The sequence below is a fragment of the Streptococcus intermedius SK54 = ATCC 27335 genome (genome assembly GCF_000413475.1).
Taxonomy (GTDB): domain Bacteria; phylum Bacillota; class Bacilli; order Lactobacillales; family Streptococcaceae; genus Streptococcus; species Streptococcus intermedius.
In genome coordinates this window covers 87752-103508 of record NZ_ATFK01000001.1, presented here as the reverse complement: position 1 = coordinate 103508, position 15757 = coordinate 87752, and the positions used below count along the sequence as shown (strand labels likewise).

Annotated in this window: 15 protein-coding genes; 3 read left to right on the top strand and 12 right to left on the bottom strand. The window is 38.1% G+C overall.

Annotated elements, in window-relative coordinates; all coding sequences use genetic code 11:
- Positions 1–31 precede the first annotated feature (31 nt).
- A complete protein-coding gene (locus tag HMPREF1654_RS00525) occupies positions 32–553 on the bottom strand; it encodes an SLOG family protein (protein ID WP_003073698.1) in 522 nt (173 codons plus the stop codon).
- Positions 554–621: 68 nt separating this feature from the next.
- Here HMPREF1654_RS00525 and recU point away from each other — a divergent pair, with 68 nt between their 5' ends.
- Entirely contained in the window at positions 622–1224 is a 603-nt protein-coding gene (recU, locus tag HMPREF1654_RS00520; protein ID WP_003073700.1) for a Holliday junction resolvase RecU, read from the top strand.
- Positions 1217–3388, top strand: coding sequence for a penicillin-binding protein PBP1A (gene pbp1a / locus HMPREF1654_RS00515; RefSeq protein WP_003078321.1), 2172 nt, complete (start codon positions 1217–1219; stop codon positions 3386–3388). Before recU ends, pbp1a begins: the two co-directional genes overlap by 8 nt.
- A gap of 170 nt (positions 3389–3558) precedes the next feature.
- Here the strand turns inward: pbp1a and pepC are convergent, their stop codons facing one another.
- From pepC to HMPREF1654_RS00460, 11 genes are all read right to left on the bottom strand, one after another.
- Positions 3559–4896 (bottom strand): aminopeptidase C, encoded by a 1338-nt coding sequence (gene pepC / locus HMPREF1654_RS00510; protein ID WP_003073704.1) that lies wholly within the window; start codon positions 4894–4896, stop codon positions 3559–3561.
- 147 nt (positions 4897–5043) lie between these two features.
- Positions 5044–5868: an ammonia-dependent NAD(+) synthetase gene (gene nadE / locus HMPREF1654_RS00505; RefSeq protein ID WP_003078365.1), complete on the bottom strand. Its 825-nt coding sequence runs from the start codon at positions 5866–5868 to the stop codon at positions 5044–5046.
- Positions 5865–7325 (bottom strand): nicotinate phosphoribosyltransferase, encoded by a 1461-nt coding sequence (locus HMPREF1654_RS00500; RefSeq protein WP_004234075.1) that lies wholly within the window; start codon positions 7323–7325, stop codon positions 5865–5867. Before HMPREF1654_RS00500 ends, nadE begins: the two co-directional genes overlap by 4 nt.
- 102 nt (positions 7326–7427) lie before the next feature.
- Complete coding sequence (locus tag HMPREF1654_RS00495) at positions 7428–7910, bottom strand: hypothetical protein (RefSeq protein ID WP_003078348.1); 483 nt, start codon at positions 7908–7910, stop codon at positions 7428–7430.
- Positions 7910–8329, bottom strand: coding sequence for a hypothetical protein (locus HMPREF1654_RS00490; protein WP_009568111.1), 420 nt, complete (start codon positions 8327–8329; stop codon positions 7910–7912). The genes HMPREF1654_RS00495 and HMPREF1654_RS00490 overlap by 1 nt, the downstream gene beginning before the upstream one ends.
- A 112-nt stretch (positions 8330–8441) precedes the next feature.
- Entirely contained in the window at positions 8442–9818 is a 1377-nt protein-coding gene (locus HMPREF1654_RS00485) for an amino acid permease (RefSeq protein WP_004234060.1), read from the bottom strand.
- Positions 9819–9996: 178 nt separating this feature from the next.
- Positions 9997–10908 (bottom strand): thioredoxin-disulfide reductase, encoded by a 912-nt coding sequence (gene trxB / locus HMPREF1654_RS00480; protein WP_003078319.1) that lies wholly within the window; start codon positions 10906–10908, stop codon positions 9997–9999.
- Between the two features lie 62 nt (positions 10909–10970).
- Positions 10971–11195: a DUF4059 family protein gene (locus HMPREF1654_RS00475; protein WP_003073722.1), complete on the bottom strand. Its 225-nt coding sequence runs from the start codon at positions 11193–11195 to the stop codon at positions 10971–10973.
- Positions 11196–11289: 94 nt separating this feature from the next.
- On the bottom strand, positions 11290–12033 hold the full coding sequence (locus tag HMPREF1654_RS00470; RefSeq protein WP_003078315.1) for an amino acid ABC transporter ATP-binding protein: 744 nt from the start codon (positions 12031–12033) through the stop codon (positions 11290–11292).
- Positions 12033–12842 (bottom strand): amino acid ABC transporter permease, encoded by an 810-nt coding sequence (locus HMPREF1654_RS00465; RefSeq protein WP_014829582.1) that lies wholly within the window; start codon positions 12840–12842, stop codon positions 12033–12035. The genes HMPREF1654_RS00470 and HMPREF1654_RS00465 overlap by 1 nt, the downstream gene beginning before the upstream one ends.
- A gap of 160 nt (positions 12843–13002) precedes the next feature.
- Positions 13003–14346: a DEAD/DEAH box helicase gene (locus HMPREF1654_RS00460; RefSeq protein ID WP_003078323.1), complete on the bottom strand. Its 1344-nt coding sequence runs from the start codon at positions 14344–14346 to the stop codon at positions 13003–13005.
- A 156-nt stretch (positions 14347–14502) separates the two neighbouring features.
- On the opposite strand from HMPREF1654_RS00460, the gene pbp3 reads away from it, so the two are divergent.
- On the top strand, positions 14503–15744 hold the full coding sequence (gene pbp3, locus HMPREF1654_RS00455) for a D-alanyl-D-alanine carboxypeptidase PBP3 (RefSeq protein WP_003078343.1): 1242 nt from the start codon (positions 14503–14505) through the stop codon (positions 15742–15744).
- Positions 15745–15757 lie beyond the last annotated feature (13 nt).

The window sequence follows — 15757 nt, the reverse complement described above, 5'->3', positions numbered from 1 at the left end:
AACCACAAAAATCAAGGTTAAACATCTAATTTCAGGAAAAATTTTCTGCGACTTCATTTAAGTCATCAAATGTTAATTTTTTGATAAAATATTGTTCTTGACTTTTCATCATTTGATAAAGATATTTTAAATTCGTCTCATTTTCTTCATCGTAAAAAATATAGGCACCATCTGTATTGTTGAGTAGAAAATGATTGTAATCACGAAATTGATTTGGGTTTTCATAATGCGGATAAGCATATTTTACAAAGTCGACCTGTTTGAAACGGTTTAATTTTTCTTGATTGACTTCATTCCAATTTTCCCCCTGATTCTCAAAAGTGAAAATTGTTGCAATTTGAAATGCATAGACTTGCTGTAATTCTTTAGCAACTTCTAATGCCCAAGCTTCAAAGCCTAAGTTTCCAGTGAAAATCAACCACTCTGCTCCTTCTTCTAATAAATGAGTTAAATCACGTTGAATCGCTTTTTTAATAATCTTTATTCGATGATCTTTCTCATTGAAAATTCCCAAATCAAAATTTCGATATCCTACTACCAATACACTAATCACTTAAATTATCCCTTTATTTCTTTTTTATGTTATAATAGAGTGATGTTATTGTACCAATAAGGAGATATATGGTCAACTATCCACATAAAGTTTTCTCGCGCAACTCATTGAATTTTCCTAAAAAGAAATCAGTTGATTTTGCCAATCGAGGAATGTCTTTTGAAAAAATGATCAATGACACAAATGATTATTACCTTAGTCATGAGTTGGCAGTTATTCACAAAAAACCGACTCCCATTCAAATCGTAAAAGTGGATTATCCCAGACGTAGTCGGGCAAAAATCGTAGAAGCCTACTTTCGACAAGCCTCTACAACAGACTATTCCGGTGTTTATCAGGGACATTATATAGATTTTGAAGCAAAGGAAACTCGTCAAAAGGCTTCCATGCCCATGAAAAATTTTCATGCACATCAAATCGAACACATGGAACAAGTCGTCAAACAAGGAGGAATTTGTTTCGTTTTATTACACTTTTCAACTTTAAATCAAACATACTTGCTTCCTGCTCCTTATCTGATTAACTTCTTCAAGATTGACAAAGGGAAAAAATCCATGCCACTTGATTACATTCAACGACATGGATATTCTATCTCACAGAATGGCCTTCCTAGCATTCCTTATCTTGAAATCATTCAACAAAACTTACTAGGTGGTAAAACAAATGAATAAGCAATCTTTACTGACAGCTGCAAAATATGCTGCTATCGGTCTCATCACGTTATTTTTTCTAGGAATTATTACTGGCGGAGGAATCTTCCTCTATCAAGTCCACAAGGCGCCTGCCTTGTCAGAAAAGAAACTAGTTGCCACAACTTCCAGTAAAATCTATGACAGTGAAAACAAGCTTATTGCTGACTTAGGTTCCGAAAAAAGAGTAAATGCAGCAACAAGCGATATTCCGACCGGCTTAGTGCAAGCTATCGTAGCAATTGAAGACCATCGTTTCTTTAATCATCGCGGTGTGGATTCTGTTCGTATTTTGGGTGCTTTTTTGAATAACTTGCGCAAAGGAAATCGGCAAGGCGGCTCCACTCTAACACAACAGTTGATTAAATTAACTTACTTTTCTACTTCAAATGCGGATCAAACATTAGCACGTAAAATCCAAGAAGCTTGGTTAGCTTTCCAATTGGAACGCAAAGCCACTAAGCAAGAAATTATTACTTATTACGTAAATAAAGTTTACATGTCAAATGGTAACTATGGTATGCAGACTGCTGCACAAAGTTATTATGGCAAAGATTTAAAAGATTTGAGCTTACCTCAGATTGCCTTATTAGCTGGCATGCCACAAGCACCAAATCAATACGATCCCTATACACAACCAGAAGCTGCTAAAAATCGTCGGAATCTTGTCTTATCAGAGATGTATAAACTCAAGTACATCTCTGCCGCACAATACGAAAAAGCAATCAACACTCCCGTTACTGATGGTCTACAAAGTTTAAAAAATTCAGTTTCTTATCCAGCTTACATGGATAATTACTTAAAACAAGTTATCGAACAAGTTCAACAGGAAACTGGTTATAATTTGCTGACGACGGGAATGGAAGTATATACGAACGTAAATAGAGCTGTTCAAGAACGCCTTTGGAATATTTATAATAGCAATGAATATGTTGCTTATCCAGACGATGAACTACAAGTTGCTTCTACCATTATGGATGTCACAACCGGTAAGGTGATTGCTCAATTAGGAGCCCGCAAGCAGGCTTCAAATGTTTCGTTTGGTACCAACCAAGCCGTCGAAACTAATCGTGACTGGGGTTCAACCATGAAGCCAATCACCGATTATGCTCCAGCTATTGAAAATGGAATTTATTCTTCAACAGCCGCATATATTAGTGATGCTCCTTATCATTATCCTGGATCAACTACTCCAGTTTACAATTGGGATATGCGTTATTTTGGGAACATTAGCATTCAGTATGCCCTTCAAGAATCTCGTAACGTTCCAGCTGTTAAAACACTAGAAGCCGTTGGTCTCAACAAATCTAAGAAATTCCTTAATGGACTTGGTATTGATTATCCAGAAATGATGTATGCCAATGCCATTTCAAGTAATACTACCAAATCAGATAAAAAATATGGTGCCAGCAGTGAAAAAATGGCTGCTGCTTATGCAGCATTTGCAAATGGTGGAACATACTACAAACCTCAATATGTCCGGCGTGTTGTCTTTAGCGATGGAACTTCAAAAGATTTCTCTAATCAAGGTACCACTGCAATGAAAGAAACAACAGCTTACATGATGACACATATGTTAAAAACAGTACTCACTTCAGGTACTGGAACTAATGCCGCAATCTCTGGCGTCTACCAAGCTGGTAAAACGGGGACTTCCAACTACTCTAATGATGAGTTAGCAAAATTAACGAAACCTTACGGTGGCTCTAGCGTTGTGACACCAGATGAACTCTTCGTTGGCTATACACGGAAATATTCAATGGCAGTATGGACAGGTTACACGAACCGTCTCACTCCTGTTTTGGATAACGGCGTGAAAGTTGCAACAGATGTTTACCGCGCTACGATGTCTTACTTATCCGAAAGTGGAACAGAAGATTGGGAAATGCCTAGCGGTCTCTATCGTAGCGGACATTATGTCTTTTTAGCCAACACAACTAACAAATATCAACAAAATTATTATAATTCGACTTCAAGCTCTAGTCTTGAAGAATCATCTTCAACTTCAAAAAATAAAGAAAACTCTTCTCAAGAGTCGTCAAACAGCTCTTCTTCAGCGGATAAGGAGTCTAGTGCTTCTACATCTACGAATACTCCTAATAATGGTGGAAATTCAGAAACTCCTCCTTCACGAAATCGACAATGAAGAAATATCTGAAAATCAAGCAATTCAACAGATAGCAGTTTGCAAATCCTAGGTTTGTAAATATAAAAAACACGAACAATTCAAATCAGTGGTAACTGGTTCTAAAATGTTCGTGTTTTTCTATTTCTTTTCGGATTACTGTGGAACTATTTTAACATTTTTTTCGTATCTTATTTACTTGCTAAAGCTCCCATCGGATCCCACGGAGCAAGTACTTTAGGCTCTGCTTCGTAGGCAGCTAATTCTTCAGCGGTTAAAAATTCTTTGCGGATAACAATTTGATAAGTGTATTCGTCCATCCAGTCATCGCTGGCAACAAAATAGCCTTTGTCCCCAACTTTATCACCCCAAGAATTTTCCACTTTCCATTTTGTTGATTTTCCATTTTCATCCAAATCAACACCGGTCAAGACCATTGCATGAGTCATGAGACTTTCACTGTAATCTAAGCGCCCTGCTTTGTCTTGTGTCAATTCAATATCCATACTTGAAGTAAAATCATACATATTATTGACCATAACTCCAGCTTTGCGATTGCTAGATTGACCTACATCAGAGCCAAACCAAACCGTTTCTCCTGCTTGCATTTGAGCAATGGCCAGTTCTTTCAAACGATTCATATCGACATTCAAATAGCGGACATCACGTGCTCCTACGACATTTCCTAACATCTCGACAGTGTAAGATTTGCCATAAGGTTTGTCAGCTGTTGGGGCATTGATGATGGATACATAGTCATCTAGCTTAATATCCACATATTTCTTGTAAAATGCTTGTGGTGTCAATCCACTTTCACCATGGAAGTTATTGTCTTTATCACGATAAGCAAAATCAAAAGTACGAGGAGGGAGTCCTAGGGTCATTGCTAAGAAATTAAAAATTTCTTGCAAAAGTTCTTCTTTCTTTTCTTGAGCAGCTGCTGCATCAGCTCCGCTAGTAACCAAGTCACGTAAAATTTGTGCATCCTGGCGGAGTAATTTATTTAGATATTGATTAAGTTCACGACTGTTACTTGATGAAATAGATTCTGGATAAACAGATTTTGGCACCACACCATATTTTTCAAAAAGTGCCACAACCATATCCCATTGACCGCCGTCTTGTTGAGGTGTATCAAGTAAGAATTTGACCTTACGACTGGTTAATTCTTGGTCTGCAGTTGCTAATACTTGTTCCAAGAACCAGTTCGATTTTTCATATTTATCCCAGAAAAATGTATGAGCTTGTGACAATTCAAATTCTTCTAATTGAAAGCCTGCAATCATTTTGTGGCGAAATGTATTGAGCGCTGCAAACATCCAGCAGCGACCAGAAGCTTTTTGATTGCTGACCTTATCTTTGGTCAAATCAATTGAAAATACAGGATTGTTTTCAGCAGCGCTGTTGCGTTTTTCCAGTGAAGTTAATAAACCATTGTGACTAACTGCATTTTCAATTGCAGCATATTTCATATTTGCTTCATAATTAGCATATAATTTATCTGTAAATTGTTGATCTAATGAATTCATAGATACCTCCTTTTAATTCTACACACTATTATAGCTTATTTTTAAAATTCTTCAAATAAAAAGTTAGGCGCGCCTAACTTTTTCGTTCTACATCTGATTTTAATAGCCTACGGATTTAAAAAACGTAAGTTAGAACAATTCTTCTGCTTATTTCCAAAAATTATCGAAGATGGTGATTGGCAAATGACGTTTATGTTCCCCTTTACGCCACCAGGATTCAATGGTCGCCTGTGCTTCTTCCGATACAGTTTTACCTTCCAGATAATCATCAATTTCATTGTAGGTAACACCGAGAGCAACCTCGTCTGCAATCCCTGGTTTTTCTTCTTCCAGGTCTGCTATCGGCACTTTCTCATAGAGAATGGGGTCCGCACCCAAGGCAGCCAATAGCTGTTTCCCTTGACGTTTATTGAGACGATAAAGTGGTAGAATATCTGCACCACCATCACCAAATTTCGTAAAGAAAGCTGTCACATTTTCTGCAGCATGATCCGTTCCAATAACCGCCCCATTATAGGAGCCAGCTAAAGCATACTGCGCAATCATACGACTCCTCGCTTTGATATTGCCTTTATTGAAGTCTGAAACCTTAGCACCAGTTGCTCCCACAGCAGCTGTCATCGCATCTGCAGATTCCTTGATATTTGCTACAAGGCTGACATCTGGTTGGATAAAAGCGAGCGCTCTTTGGGCATCAGCTTCGTCAGCCTGCACTCCATATGGTAAACGTACTGCGATAAATTGATAGTTATTATCGCCAGTCTCAGCTCGCATTTCTTCTATTGCCAATTGTGCTAAACGTCCTGCCAATGTTGAATCCTGTCCACCTGAAATCCCTAACACATAGGACTTCAAAAAGGAATGTTTTTTTAGATAAGCCTTTAAAAAATCAATAGATTTACGGATTTCTTCTTGTGGGTCAATGACAGGTTTCACACCTAATTGTTGGATAATTATTTCCTGTAAGGTCATTTTGTTTCTCCCATTTGGCTTGCTTTTTTGCGCATTTGATCAATTAAATCTACCTTGTCTTGCCATACATCACGCGCCAAATCCACAGGATAATCTTGCGGATTGAGAACCCGTTTGTACTCGTCCCACAACTTATCAAACTCTTTGCGAGCATATGTTTGAATTTCCATTAAAGTTGGCAATTCATACACAAGCTGGCCTTGTTTAAAAATATCTACCAACAGAGGTACTGCATCAAAATTTGTCACAGTTTTATTAATGTAAGTGTAGGTCGGATGGAACATTTCCAATTCGGTGATAGCATTCACGTCTACACCGTCATAAGTGATGTAATCCCCTTCCGACTTTCCTTTTGCACGGCTAGTAATACGCCAAACTTGCTTTTTACCTGGCGTTGATACTTTTTCCACATTATTAGAGAGCTTGATCGTATTGCGCAAATTGCCATTTTCATCTTCAATAGCCACAATCTTGTAAACGGCTCCCAGTGCTGGCTGGTCGTAAGCAGTGATGAGCTTCGTTCCGACGCCCCAAACATCAATTTTGGCTTTCTGCATTTTCAAGTTGAGGATTGTATTTTCATCCAAATCGTTTGATGCATAGATTTTCGCATTTGGGAATCCAGCTTCATCCAGTTGCTGCCGGACTTTTTTAGAAATATAAGCCAAGTCACCTGAGTCAATCCGGACACCGAGGAAATTGATTTTGTCTCCCATTTCACGTGCCACACGAATAGCTGCTGGCACACCCAGACGAAACGTATCATAGGTATCCACTAAGAAAACACAGTCATGGTGCGTTTCAGCATATGCTTTGAAAGCTTCATAATCATTACCATAGACTTGAACAAGTGCATGAGCATGCGTTCCCAAGACTGGAATATCAAAGAGTTTTCCAGCACGCACATTACTGGTTCCATTTGCTCCCCCAATGACAGCAGCTCGTGTACCCCAAATAGCTGCATCCATTTCTTGTGCTCGGCGGGTACCAAACTCCATTAAGGGCTCATCTTCAATCACCGAGCGAATCCGAGCTGCTTTTGTCGCTACCAAAGTTTGATAGTTGACAATATTTAATAAGGCTGTTTCTACCAATTGGCATTGGGCAAGTGGGCCTTCTACTTGAACAATCGGTTCATTAGCAAAGACCAAGTCGCCCTCTCGTGCAGAGCGTACTGTTAATTCCAATTTTAAATTGGCTAGATAAACTAGAAATTCTTCATCATAACCAAGAGAACGAAGATAGGCAATATCACTCTCTGAAAATGTCAAATGATTTAAATAATGAATTATCCGTTCCAAGCCTGCAAAAACAGAATAGCCACTGTGAAAAGGCTCTTTGCGGAAATACACTTCAAAAACTGCTCGTTTATTATGAATATTTTCCCTAAAATAAACCTGCATCATATTAATTTGATATAAGTCCGTATGCAAGGTTAAACTATCATCTGGATACATAAAATTCATCACTCCTTTACCATGGATACCTTACATTATAACACAAATTTAAAAATCTAAGAATAAATATCCATCGACAGTAGCAACTGGAATCATTTAGTCTTAGATTTTCATTTGAGAATTTGATCCCTGTGAATAGCCAGTCAGCTGGGTCACTTCGTACTTGGGGTTATCTTTTATTTCTTTTACAAATTGATCCGCAACCTCATACTGGGGTGACAAGGGATAGAGAGCATTGACTACATCACGCGACAAGGGACCCACATAATTTGTCTTACTATTAGGATCTGTCCCTGCTGCAACCACTGCCACATTCTTATAATCCACCCTGCCATTGACAATCGGTGCGACTGCCATGCCATCAAAGCCAGTCTTAGGATCTGACTTGGTTGCTATGACGCGGAATCGTTGACCACCGAGAGTGGTGAAGGTGTTTACTTCTCCTTTCTTTAATTTATGATTAGGTTTTTCTGTAACAATAGCGGTTCTATTTTCTTTTCGCTTTGCATACTCAGGATTGACGCTATAAACATTTTTCCCACGATTTAATTCACTTAGTTGTTGATCTGTATAAGTATAGGTCATTACTGTTTCCCCTCTGAACTATCTGAATATTTTATTTTCACCCTAGATTTCGTTTGACCACGCCGAGAATCTAAAATATGTTTAAATTCTTCGTCTTTATCGTTGTATACACCTATTCTGATTTCCTTAGTATTTTTATCATAGGCTAGAACATGTTTTACTGATTTCCCGTCAGAAAAAATAAATTTCACATCTGCTCCCCATGATTTAGAAGGAATGTCAGCATAAGATGGGGCAGAAATATGAATCTCCTCAATTCCTGCATAAGAATTTTTCAAAGCCTTAACTAAGCTAATCTCATACTCTCGATTGCGCCGTTCTTCTCCTGTTTTAAATAAAAGCATTTGGAAACCTCCTATTGCTAATAATGCTACACTGATGATAGATATGATCACCCACTTTTTTAAATACTTTTTCATCAATATCCCTCCTTTATCTCTATGCTACTATAAATTATAACTCATTTATAAGCATCCACTGTACAATAAAAAAGCTATTCAGCTTGATGTGCTGAATGCCTTATAATCTGATTTATTTACTTTTAAACTTCCATTGACTGTAAATTCCAAAAACAACTATCCAAATGGTTGAACCAATTGCTCCTACTACGGTTGATTTTTGTAAAAAGAGCGTTACAAACACAAAAGCAAAAAAGAGTAAGGTTAGTGGATTGAGGAATTTATAAGCTGGCATAAGATAGCCATCAGATAGAAATTCTTGTGACTTTCGGTATTTTAGATGCGCAATCATCGTTAGGGCATAAATAGCAATATAGACACCCGATGAAGAAGCAGTAATCAAAGCAAAGGAATCTGATACTCCTGGTAATACCTGAATAAAAGCAGCCAAAGCAATGACTACAGCCGAAGTCAATATAGCATTTTGTGGAACATTTTGTCTAGATAATTTTGCAGCACCAAGTTCATTCAGAAAACGATTTGGTGAGTCATGTGCAATTTGATACAAATGACGCCCTGTCGAATACAAGGTTGAATTTAATGCTGAGGCAGCTGAAGTCAATACGACGAAGTTAATCAAAGCTGCAGCCCACTTTAGACCAGCCAGCTTGAATACGATCACAAAGGGCGAATCTGCCGTTGCTAAATCTTTCCACGGAATAATCGCCATGATTGCCAACAACGATCCACCGTAGAAAAGAACAATTCTCAAAGGAATCTCTTTAATAGCTTTTGGCAATACCTGACGAGGATTCGCTGTTTCAGATGTTGTTATTCCAATAAACTCAATAGCTTGATAAGCAAAGAAAACCATTTGGAAACCCATGACAAAACTCATAAATCCATTTGGAAAAAGTTGAAACTCTTGACTAATATTGCTTATGCTAGCTACACCATTAGGCGTTTTAAAACCGGTCAACACCATAAAAACCGCAGTTACAATTAAGGCGATAATGGCTACAATCTTGACCATAGCAAACCAAAATTCAACTTCGCCAAATACTCGAACGGCAATCAGATTGACCATACTTAAAACAGCTAAAAAGACGATTTGAATCAGCCAAGCCGGCCAAGTTGGAAACCAAAATTGAACATATTGTGCAACTGCTGTGATTTCTGCCATACCGATAAAAACAAGAGAAATCCAATAGGACCAACCAGAAAAATAACCCCATCCATTCCCAAGATATTTAGTAATGAAATTAATAAACGTATGTTGATCTGGATCATAGTACAACATTTCTCCAATCGCCCGCATCATTAAATACATAAAGACACCCGTCAACATATAAATAAGAATAATAGATGGTCCTGTCAGACTAATCGAACGCCCTGCTCCTAAAAAAAGTCCCGTTCCAATCGTCCCAGCAATAGCGATGATTTGAACATGACGATTTTTTAAACCACGTTCCATTTTATTTTTACTATTTTCGGAATTATTTTCACTCATACAAAGCCTCCTTTTCACATGAACTTTTCCATTGTACCACAATTCTGACAATTTCACTAGTTATTTATGAGAGCATAAACAAGGAACACAAGGATAAGATGAGCTAAACGTTTATCTATAGTCCATCACCACATCAATATACCTATATTTACAAAAAAGACTGGAGGCGAATCCAGTCTTAGCAATTCTCTGTGATATATTTATAAACTTCTTGCCCTGCGATCGCTCCATCACCAACAGCAGTCGTTATTTGACGAAGGTCTTTTTCCCGAACATCACCAATAGCATAGATACCAGAAATTGCTGTTTTCATATGATGATCAGTCACGATCCAACCAGATTCGTTGGTAATGCCTAAGTCTTTGACAAACTCACTAACTGGATCCAAGCCCACATAGATAAAGACACCGCCAAATTCATGTTCTGACACTTCACCTGTTTTGACATTTTCCACGACAACACTTTGAACACGATTGTCCCCCTTAATTTCTTGTACAACTGAATCCCAGATAAAATGAATCTTCTCATTGGCAAAGGCACGATCCTGTAGTAACTTTTGGGCGCGCAACTCATTGCGGCGATGAATAATGGTCACTGTTTTTGCAAAACGAGTTAAAAAGACCGCTTCTTCTACCGCAGAATCACCACCACCAACGACAAGAAGATCTTCATCTCGGAAAAAAGCGCCATCACAGACAGCACAATAAGATACCCCGCGGCTGTTTAATTCTTCTTCACCCGGTACTCCCAGATGACGGTGAAAGGCACCCGTCGCAATAATAAGTGTCTTACTTTCAAAAACGTTATCTTCTGTATAGACTTTTTTGATAGTGCCCTGCTGTTCAATTTTTTCAACAACCCCAAATAAATGCTCCACTCCCAAATTTTCGAGTGGTTCAAACATTTTTTCTGCTAGTTCTGGACCACTGATATTAGTATATCCAGGATAATTTTCAATATCTGAGGTGTTATTCATTTGTCCACCTGGAATGCCACGCTCTATAAGAGCTACTTTCAGATTGCTACGAGCAGCATAGAGCGCTGCTGTTATTCCTGCTGGTCCTGCTCCAATAATAATTGTATCATACATATCATCACTTCCTTCATTGTAATCACTGTTATTCTAACGTTAGTAGAGCTTTTTTTCAAGAATTATGCTTTTAAGACAAGCAAAATCCCCATCATTGCAAAGGATAAAATTGGAATCGTCATCACTGCAATCAGCAACATATCATACAAATGTGCTTGTCGATTCTTGATAGTTTTATCAACACGTCGAAGAGCACGAAGACCGATCCATAAGCCTAGAAAACTTCCTACCAATAATGTCGTAATTAGCAAACTCTCTAGATAGAGTAAAAAAACTCGAGATAGCATGTCATTCTCCTCATCAGATTAACTTTTACTTAACATAAATTCGCCCGAAATAAACCCAGCTAGCAAGGCCAACTGGGCTTCTTTTTCTATTATATCAAATATATGTCCGTTTGTAACTGGCAAAAAATTCTTTTGTGCGCTCTTCCTTAGGGTAGTTTATCATTTCATCAGGAGTCCCTACTTCAATAATGTGTCCCTTATCTAAAAACAATACCTTGTCTGCCACTTGAGACACAAAAGACATATCATGACTGACTAAAATCATGGTCTGCCCGGCCTGGGCTGCATCTGCAATGGATTTTTCGACTTCTCCTACTAGTTCAGGATCAAGGGCTGATGTTGGCTCATCTAAAAGTAAAACATCTGGCTTCATCGCAAGCGCACGTGCTAAAGCAACTCGTTGTTTTTGCCCACCTGATAAATGCCGTGGGTAGTGATTTTCACGATCTGACAAACCAACCTTTGCTAGTTCTTCTTTAGCAAGAGTCGTTGCTTCACGGTCTGAGAGTTTTTTTACAACCAATAGACCTTCTTTGACATTGTCCAAAGCTGTTCGACGCTCAAAAAGATTAAACTGCTGAAATACCATAGCCAATTTTCGTCGCAAGGTTAGAATTTCTTCTTTGCTAATCTTGGAAAAATCCACTGTAAAATCATCAATCGCTATCGTCCCGCTATCTGGTTGCTCTAGATAATTCAAGCTACGCAGAAAGGTTGATTTCCCTGCACCAGATGAGCCAATCAAGGCAACAACTTCCCCCTTTTGAATTTCTAAACTAAGATTATTTAAAACCAGTTGTCCAGAAAAGGATTTGCTGAGATTTGAAATACGCATCATTAACGAATATCTCCTTTCGCCTCTAGTCTTGGGTTGAGGTTATCAGGCGCTTCAATCGCCATTTTCTTTTCGATAAACCTCCCCAGTGCTTCAATCACTATATTCACACCCCAATAGACAAGAGCCACCGAGATAAATCGCTCAAAGTAACGATAATCCGTACCACCCAAAATCTGTGCTTGAGCAAAAACTTCGACAACTCCTGCGCTGAAAGCTAGAGAAGTACCTTTAGTCAAACCAATCAAAGAGTTAATCAAGGTCGGTGTAGCAACTACTGCTGCATTTGGAATAATAATACGGCGGTAAACCTGACCATTTGTCATTCCTAAACTACGAGCCGCTTCAACCTCACCCGAATCTACTGATAAAATCGCTGCTCGAATAGTTTCGCTGGCATAAGCTGCTTCATTAAAGGCAAAGGCTACAATTGCAAATAGATAAGCTGGAATAGCATTAATATTTAGCCCTGTCCCGAATCGTAAGTTGATTGCTTTCAGGAGCAAAGGAATCCCATAATAAGTCAGCATAAGCTGAACAAGCACAGGTGTCCCTCGCAAAAAACTCACGAAAGATGCCTGTAGGGGGTATAAGATCTTCACCCGACTGATTTTGACAATTGCAAAAATGAGAGCCAAAATCAATCCAAAAAAAGCTCCCCCTAACGTCAACATCAACGTTATTGGCAATTTTTCAATAATTCTTGGTAATCCATCAAATACCGATCGCCAACTAAAAAGCTGACCGTCTGGAATCTTCTGAACTAATTCTTGATACCAATTAGAGGTTAACATCACTGTTGTAACAATCATAGCAACCTTCCCTTTCTCAATAATGCCTAATTTTATCACAATTTTTTTATTTCACCAATTATTTGCTACGATAAAAATAGACTAGCAAAACTAGTCTATCACATTCGTCTTCTAAAGAATAATTGTTTTTATTTATGGAAGCAATAAAAAAATGTTAAGGCTAAAACTGTTGGCGCTTGGCTCTTCGTTCTGCACGCCCGCGTGCACGACTTTCCGCACGTTTAGTCTTACGGCGTTTTTCATTGACGGCCCATTGAATCTTCTTCTTATAACCCGGTTTAATTTTCTTCTTTTTCTTTTTGACCAAGCCAATCATTTCTGTGTCCAATTTCTCCGGTGTTTTTTCACGATTCGCACGACGATCCCGATCATAGGTATCTTGAAACTCGCCATTTTTAATCATTTTAGGAATGAAGTGGATACCCAATTTCTCTAACTCGCGGATATCTGAATCATCGCTTGGCTGATAAAGTGTAATTGCTGTCCCTGACAGTCCATTTCTACCTGTTCGGCCTACTCGATGAACGAAGAAAGATAAATCTTGTGGAATTGCATCATTGATGACATGACTGACACCTTCAATATCAATGCCCCGCGCTGCTAAATCTGTCGCCACAATATATTCAAAATCTAGTTTTTTTACCTGATTCATAATCCGTTTGCGTTCTCGCGGTGCAATATCCCCATGAATCTTTGCCACTTTGAGCCCCTGTGTTGTTAGATAACTATACAATTCATCCGCTCGTGTCTTAGTATTGACAAAAATCATCGCTAAATAAGGCTGTAACAGCTGTGTTATCTCATAAATCTGCGCATTCCTATCACGGCCTTTTGTGGAAATCAACCAATTGTCAATAGTATCTGAAATAACTGTTTTGGTCTTGATTTGCTCGATAACAGGATTTGACAGGTATTTTTTTAAAAATGGTTGCAATTTTTGCGGAATGGTCGCAGAAAAAACAAGAAATTGCAAATCTTTTGGCAGACTGGAAGCAATCTTATCTACTGTTATCAAAAATCCCATATCAAGTGTCACATCAGCTTCATCCACTACAAATGTATGTGCCTTATGAATAGCTAAATCACCTGAGGCTACCAAATCATAAATGCGACCCGGCGTGCCAATGACAATATGCGGCTGACTAGAAGTTAATTTCCCAATTTGACGACTTTTATCAGTCCCTCCAACATAATTAGCCACTCGAATTTCCTTATCAGAAAAAGCAGCAATCTGACATGCGGCTTGATAAATTTGCCTAGCTAATTCACGACTGGGAGCTGTAATGACAGCCTGAACGTTCTCTACATCCTCATTAATCTTTTGAAAAATTGGTAATAAAAAAGTGTGGGTTTTCCCTGAACCTGTTTTGGACTCTCCAACTAGATCTCGACCCGCAAGTACGATTGGAATCAATTTTTCCTGTACTTCTGTCGCCTCGAAAAAGTTCAAATCTAATAATGCCTCTTGAATATAATCTTTAAACTTAAATTCTGTAAATTTCATGTTTTCCTCTATTCGTTACTTATCCTATCTATTATACCAGAACTTACTTTAAAAATAAAAACGAATCATTTTTATCTTTTCTAATATCCTCCCTTTTCTATGAAGCTCTCCTTATTTTATGATACAATAATAATAAATTCACAAAAAGGGATCACTATGAAAAAATATATTATGACACTTGTCACGACTTTCTTATTTACCTTAACTCCTATTGTTTGGGCCGATAATTTTGACGTAGGCGCCAAGCACGCTATTGCGGTTGATGCTACAACTGGAAAAATCTTGTATGAAAAAGATGCTAATCAGCCAGTTGAAGTTGCTTCTATTACTAAATTGCTAACAGCTTATTTGGTCTATGAAGCCATTCACCAAGGAAAGTTCACTCTCCAAACCTCAGTGGATATTTCTAATTACCCTTACCAATTAACCGTTAATCCAGCTACTAATAACGTTCCATTAGAGGCTAGAAAGTACACTGTTAAAGAATTATTAGAAACTTCCTTGATTGCAAGTGCTGATAGCCCAGCGATTGCTTTAGCAGAGAAGGTCGCAGGTAGTGAGAAAAAATTTGTTGACTTAATGAAAGCTAAATTGCAACAATGGGGAATCAAAAATGCCACTATTGTCAATGCTTCTGGACTTAAAAATTCTGTTTTAGGAGAAGAACATTTTTATCCTGGTTCAAACAAAGATGATGAAAACAAATTGAGCGCTTATGATATTGCAATTATTGCTCGTCGTTTAATTCTTGATTATCCAGAAGTTTTAGAAATTACCAAAAAAGCTACATCTAACTTTGCAGGTATGACACTTACATCATCCAATCATATGCTTAAAGATATGCCGGCTTTTCGCGCTGGAGTGGATGGTCTAAAAACCGGTTCTTCTGATAAAGGAGGAGCTTCCTTTGTCGGAACAATCCAGCAGAGAGGCATGCGTTTGATTACAGTCCTTCTCAATGTCGATCATGCAGATAAAGATGAAAACGCCCGTTTCACAGCCACTTCTAGGTTTATGTCTTATATTTATCAGCAATTCACTGTCCAAACTCTTGTAAAAAAAGGTGAATCCTATGATAAAAGCTCTGCTCGCATTATCAACGGTCAAAAAGATGAAGTCACTGCCGTTGCAAGTGAAAAACTCACCATTGTGAGGAGATACAACCACAAAAAGCCTACTGTACATTTTACAACTAATAAAAAAGGCTATCCTACTCCTTTAAAAAAGGGTACCCTTGTTGGAAAACTAACTTATACAGACAACGATTTAATTGGAAAAGGCTATCTTGATAAGCGACCACCAACGATTTCTATGCTTTCAGCAGAAAGAATCGAACGCCCTTTCTTTCTCAAATCATGGTGGAATGAATTTGTCCAATATGTCAATGAAAAATTATAAAAATCACGATAAT